Origin of the sequence: Streptomyces synnematoformans (assembly GCF_039531005.1) — a bacterium.
Lineage (GTDB): Bacteria > Actinomycetota > Actinomycetes > Streptomycetales > Streptomycetaceae > Streptomyces > Streptomyces synnematoformans.
In genome coordinates, this window is record NZ_BAAAPF010000534.1 from 1 (window position 1) to 2,735 (window position 2,735).

A 2,735-nucleotide genomic window follows, 5' to 3' on the forward strand; every position below is an offset into this window, starting at 1 on the left:
GGGCCGCGGCGCCAGGCGCCACCGGGGGGCGTGGGGCGGCGTGCGGCCGCGCGGGGCCGTGGCCGGCCCGCGGCTTCAGGAGCGTACGGAGATCAGCGGGACCAGCTGTTCCGCCGGGGTCAGCGAGCCGTGCATGCCGACGAGCGCGGACTCCTTGGGCTCGGTGCGGGTGGCGACGATCGCGATGTCGTCGGCCGCGGCGACGATGACGTCCCCGAGCCGGTCCCGTACGCGCTCCTCAACCTTCGGCCCGAACCAGCCCAGCGCGACGGCCTCCTCGCGGCCGACGACCCAGGCGCGCTCGCCCAGCACCTCGCGCCACACCGCGAGCACGTCGCCGGCGGCGCCCGGGACGGCGTACACGTGCCGGGCGCGGCCCTCGCCGCCGAGGAGCCGGACCCCGGCGCGCAGCTCCCAGTCCTCGTCGACGTCGTAGCGGGCGTCGTCGGTGCCGGGGACGTCGACCATGCCGTGGTCGGCGGTGACGTAGAGGGCGGCGCGCGGCGGCAGTTGCTCGGCGAGGCGGCGGGCGAGGCGGTCGGCGTAGCCGAGCTGGCCGCGCCAGGCGTCGGAGTCGACGCCGTGGCGGTGGCCGTTGCCGTCGACCTCGCTGTAGTACGTGTAGACCAGCGCGCGGTCCGCGGCGGCGAGCTGCGCGGCGGCGACGTCCATGCGCTCCTCCCCCGACAGCCGGCCGTGGAAGGTGCCGCCGCTGAGCGCGATCGTCGTCAGCGGGGTGCTCTCGAAGGCGGGCGAGGACACCTGCGCGGTGTGCACCCCGGCGTCGTGGGCGAGTTGGAAGACGGTGGGGTACGGCTGCCACGCGCGCGGCGCCGTCCAGGGCTGCCAGCGCAGCTGGTTCATCAGCTCACCGGTCCCGGGGTCGAGGACGGCGTAGCCGGGCAGGCCGTGGGCGCCGGGCGGCAGGCCGGTGCCCACGGAGGCGAGGGAGGTGGCGGTGGTCGCGGGGAAGCCGGCGGTCAGCGGCTCGCCGGTGGCCAGGGAGTGCAGGAAGGGGGCGTCCTCGGGGTGCGCGAGCAGCTGCTCCCAGCCGAGGCCGTCGATGAGGAACACGCAGGCGCGGTCGGCCGGTTCGACCCCGGCGAGGGCCGGCACGAAGCCGGGGACGCCGAGCCCGGCGGCGATGCTGGGGAGCAGGTCGGCCAGGGAGCCGGTGCCGTAGCGGGGGGCGGGCGCGGCGGCCGGGTCGAGCGGCGCGGGCCAGCCGTCGGCCGTCGCGGTGCCGTCGCCGGGTGCGCCGAAGGCGGGTGCGCCGTCGCCCGGTGTCCCTCCCGTCGCCGGCATCAGGCTTCCGGGCCGGCGGCGGTGGCCTCGGAGAGCGCCTGGGCGAAGTCCAGGGCCTGCCGTACGGTCTCGGGGCCGTCGCCGGCCTCGCTGACGCGCAGGCTCAGGTCGTCGGCGGTGGCCGAGCCGGTGTAGCCGTGGTCGGCGTCGCAGTTGGGGTCGCCGCAGGTGGCGGGCTCCATGTCGAGCCGGCTGACGGCGCCCCAGCCGACGGTCAGCACGACCTCGCGGGGCAGGGTGCCGGGGGTGTACGCCTCGGGGTTGCCGACGACGCGGCTGAGGACGACGGAGGAGATCCGGGCCAGCTTGACGGACTCGGTGGAGGTGGTGGCGTACGGCGTCGGCGAGGTGGCGTCCGCGGCCTGCTCGTCGGTGTGGCTGACGATGAAGCGGCTGTCGGTGAGCACGAGCACGGTGACGTGGCGCCGGACCTCGTTGGCGTCGAACGTCGTCTCCTGGTGGACCAGATACGCGGATACCGGCTCCTCGCCGACGGCGGCCTCCACCGCCTCCGCCACGAGGGCGGGGTAGTAGCCGCTGCGCTCGATCGCCGCGCGCAGCCCCTTGGTCGCGGTCCCGGTCTTAGCCATGCGCCCATCCTACGGCCCGGCAGGCCGCGTCCGGTCCGCCAGCCGGGGCCCGGGCCGCCGCCCCCCGGGGCCGGGGCCGCGGGGCCGGCCGGTCAGTAGCGGGGCATGCGGCGGGCACCGAGGTCGACGCGGGGCGGTGGCGGGGCCAGGCGCAGGGCGGCGGACAGCACGCTGACGCCGCGGGGGGCCACCACCGCCGGGGACAGCTCCACGGAGACCACCTCGGGGTGCTCGTCGACGAAGAGCGACAGCCGCAGCAGCAGCTCCTCCAGCGCCGCCGTGTCCACCGGCTGCGCGCCGCGCCAGCCGAAGAGCAGCGGGGCGCCCCGGACGGTGCGGATCAGCTCGGCGGCGTCGCGGTCGGTGGCGGGCACGAGGCGGTGCGCGAGGTCGCCGAGCAGCTCGGAGGGGGCGCCGGCCAGGCCGAAGGACAGCACGGCGCCGATGCCGGGGTCGACGGTGGCGCGCACCACGGTGTCGACGCCGCGCGGGGCCATCGCCTGCACCACGGGCTGCAGCTCGGCGGGGTCGCCGAGGCTGCCGGTCAGCTCGGCGTGGGCGAGGCGCAACTGCTCCTCGCCGGCGAGGTCGAGCCGTACGCCGCCGAGGTCGGGGCGGTGCCGCAGGTGGACGGCGGTGGTCTTGAGCGCGACGGGGTAGCCGAGCCGGGCGGCGGCGGCCGCGGCGGTCTCCGGGTCGGGGGCGGGCAGCGCGGGCAGCACGGTGATCCCGTAGCGGCCGAGCAGGCGCACGGCGTCCGGCTCGGGGACGTCGGCGTGCACGCCCTCCTCGCCGGCGAGGTCGAGCCGTACGCCGCCGAGGTCGGGGCGGTGCCGCAGG

The 2,735-nt window shown here is 77.7% G+C and carries 3 protein-coding genes; all 3 read right to left on the bottom strand.

Translation table 11 applies throughout. The features are described 5' to 3' along the window. Positions 1–75 precede the first annotated feature (75 nt). Positions 76–1,305: an alkaline phosphatase family protein gene (locus tag ABD317_RS35605; protein ID WP_344295937.1), complete on the bottom strand. Its 1,230-nt coding sequence runs from the start codon at positions 1,303–1,305 to the stop codon at positions 76–78. After that, positions 1,305–1,895 (bottom strand): DUF5998 family protein, encoded by a 591-nt coding sequence (locus ABD317_RS35610; protein WP_027752602.1) that lies wholly within the window; start codon positions 1,893–1,895, stop codon positions 1,305–1,307. The genes ABD317_RS35605 and ABD317_RS35610 overlap by 1 nt, the downstream gene beginning before the upstream one ends. A gap of 92 nt (positions 1,896–1,987) precedes the next feature. After that, positions 1,988–2,735, bottom strand: a 748-nt coding sequence (locus ABD317_RS35615) for an acetate--CoA ligase family protein (RefSeq protein WP_344295943.1), incomplete at its 5' end; no start/stop codon positions are given.

Excerpts from the sequence above, each read along its gene's own strand:
- ABD317_RS35605 (WP_344295937.1), bottom strand. The coding sequence starts at position 1,305 with ATGCCGGCGACGGGAGGGACACCGGGCGACGGCGCACCCGCCTTCGGC.
- ABD317_RS35610 (WP_027752602.1), bottom strand. The coding sequence starts at position 1,895 with ATGGCTAAGACCGGGACCGCGACCAAGGGGCTGCGCGCGGCGATCGAG.